The organism is Daejeonella sp., assembly GCF_044232565.1.
GTDB lineage: Bacteria > Bacteroidota > Bacteroidia > Sphingobacteriales > Sphingobacteriaceae > Daejeonella.
Genome location: NZ_JBIILQ010000324.1, coordinates 1 through 2,923, shown reverse-complemented (window position 1 = coordinate 2,923; position 2,923 = coordinate 1). Strand labels below are relative to the sequence as shown.

Annotated in this window: 2 protein-coding genes; one reads left to right on the top strand and one right to left on the bottom strand. The window is 36.9% G+C overall.

Translation table 11 applies throughout. The annotated features are described in order from the left end of the window. Positions 1-93: 93 nt before the first annotated feature. Complete coding sequence (locus ACILQF_RS12825) at positions 94-1,164, top strand: branched-chain amino acid aminotransferase (RefSeq protein WP_395627794.1); 1,071 nt, start codon at positions 94-96, stop codon at positions 1,162-1,164. 79 nt (positions 1,165-1,243) lie between these two features. Here the strand turns inward: ACILQF_RS12825 and ACILQF_RS12820 are convergent. Further along, positions 1,244-2,923: hypothetical protein (locus ACILQF_RS12820; RefSeq protein ID WP_395627793.1), on the bottom strand; the 1,680-nt coding region annotated here is incomplete at its 5' end.

Here is a 2,923-nt window from a genome sequence, read left to right as displayed (position 1 = left end):
TACAAGAACTCAAAATGCTAACTCAAAAAGAATGTTAAACTACATTTTTGGGCAAAAATCATTAAATTGCACGATTCATTAAAACTTATCAAGGTGTCTCATAAAATAAATATCTCCATCACAAAAACTGCTAAATCACGCTTAGCGGATACAGATTTTGAAAATTTACCCTTCGGAAAGACTTTCTCTGACCATATGTTTATGGCAGATTATAGCGATGGAGAATGGAAAAACTTTCAGATTCTTCCTTTTGGAGAAATTGGTATTAGTCCGGCGATTTCTGCCCTCCACTACGGTCAAGCATTTTTTGAAGGTATTAAAGCCTATAAACATGCCAATGGTGAAGTTTCAATCTTCCGTCCCGATAAAAATGGAGAGCGTTTTAACCGATCTGCAGAGCGCTTATGCATGCCTGAGCTATCTTTAGAGATTTTTCTAGAGAGCCTTACTACTTTGGTTAATTTAGATAGAGACTGGGTTCCAGCAAAAGAAAATCACTCTTTATACATCAGGCCATTCATGTTTGCTACCGATCCATTTTTGGGTGTTACACCATCGGCAAGCTATAAATACATCGTAATTACTGGTCCGGTGGGACCCTATTTTTCAAAAAACCTAAAAGTAAAGATTGAGACCAATTATTCAAGAGCCTGCGACGGAGGATTTGGTTTTGCAAAAGCTGCCGGCAATTATGGTGGATCAATGCTACCCAATTTAAAAGCAAGTCAAGAAGGTTTTGATCAATTAATCTGGACAGATTCACGTGAGCATGCTTACATTGAAGAATTAGGCGCTGCCAACGTGATGTTTTTGATGGATGGAACGTTAATAACCCCTTCTACAAGAGATACGATATTAAAAGGTGTTACCCGCGATACGGTATTGACGCTCGCAAAAAAATGGGGTGTCACTATTGAAGAACGCAGAATTTCTGTTGAGGAGATTCTTCAAGGCATTAAAGAAGGTTGTATAAGCGACGCATTTGGAGTTGGAACAGCAGCAACAATTGCGCATATCGCCGAAATAGGTCATAATGGTGAACTCTATACCCTTCCAGATCCTGCAACACGCGTATTTTCAAATAAGGTGTTAAGCGCCCTTAACGATATTCGTTATGGCCGAACGAGCGATGAATTTGGATGGAACCATTTGGTTAATCACTAATAACACGATTTAAAATATAGGTTGCTTAGTAATATGCAGCCTATATTGCTTTATTACCTGTTGGTTAGACTAAAAATAACTAGGTAGCATCAGTCCTATTATTTCGCCGAATATCCCTTTTCTTCAATCGATCCTCCCTTCGTTCATCTCGCTCAATGCGATCAGATTCAAGTTTCCTCAATCGAGATTTAATTTCCCTTTGCGTAGGAGCATCAAAACCGATGGTCTCTAATAAAGCACTGGCAAATCCTTTCCAAATCATGTTAAAAAAGGAGGAATACAGTGGTCGTCTATATGAAAAATTAGCACTTCTCACGGGGGTGCCTGGCAATGGATTATCATCCTTAATTATTAGAATATTAGCATATATAGAGGCAATTCCTATTCTCTTTAACCTGGAGCTTTGATCACTCATCTCCAATAATTTAATTTTTAAATCTTTGTAGTAGCAAGTAAGCTGCCCACTCACACCTTTCAAACTACCACGACCAGAAAAGATCATTTTTTCTATAAATCCAGAATTGATTTCAATTAACGAAAGTGGCCTAATAGCGGAATTAAGAATATTGGCATCGATATTTCCTAAAGAACCAGAGTAGTCAAAGCTGGCATAGGGATCAGTTAAATTCAATCTCATCGCTACATCAAATCGCCCACGATCCATGAGCAAAGAGGTTAATTTTACATCACTAAATTTATTTTTAACCAAGCTCAGCGAATCATTCGTCACATTTAAAATACTTCCATTTATCTGACTAAAAGTAAGGGTGCCTTTGCGGCGAGAAGCTGGATTATACTCCGAATAATCAACTCGTGAATCATTCAAGAGAAGTGTATCAATTTTCGTGTTAAGCAGAAATCGCTGCAAGGCTAGTTGCGGAAAATTAAGCCCTTTGTTGCGAATAGAATCAGGCAATTCTCGATTTAAAAAAATAGAAAAATTTGCTTTTTTTAAAACTAAGGATGATGCCGAAAGTCGCCTTTCCCTATTTAATAGATCAAAATCAAGATTATTCAGCTGAACATCTTCCAAATTCATGGCTATACGATCCTTCTGAAATTTAAACCTTTTAGAAAACTCCATTTCTCTAAACCGCGGAATAATTTTAAGTCCACTTAAACGAGCATATCCCCCCGCAGTAGAAGCCCGAAATTCTTTAATTTGAATGGAATAATTTTTATCAATGGTCATTGCATGATGTCCAAAGAGCTCAGCATAAATATCCTTCGTATAATATAAGCGAGACCTATCGTATTGTGAAGCGGAGTCGATTAACAGATCAGAAATTTTAATGTAGAGACCCTTTAATACCACAGGTTTTTTGGTTTTAGAACTATGATCAATGTATTTTAAGTCGGAATTTTTAAAAATAATATTAGCAATTTTAACAGAATTAAGATAGGGTGCTAAGCGCTGATAAGCGGATCGCTGATCCTCCAAATGAGTTTTAGTGTTTTTTAAATCTGTAAAACTTAGCTCCAGACTAGCATGTTCAATCTCGAGGGAATTCATTTCCAAATTTCTATCCAAGTAGATTTTCCATGGCTGAATTCTCTTTAGAACAAGCTCTGCAATTGCAACCTTATATAAGTGTTTAGGTGCTGTTCCAAGCAACTTCATTTTATTATAGACAAGCGTATCAGGAGCAAAGCGGATATTCTTTATAGTCATCCTTCCGCTGATAAAATTTACACGAACATGGTCAAAATCAATAAGATACAAGCCCTCTGTAGAAGTATAAATAGTTTCTTTAATGCG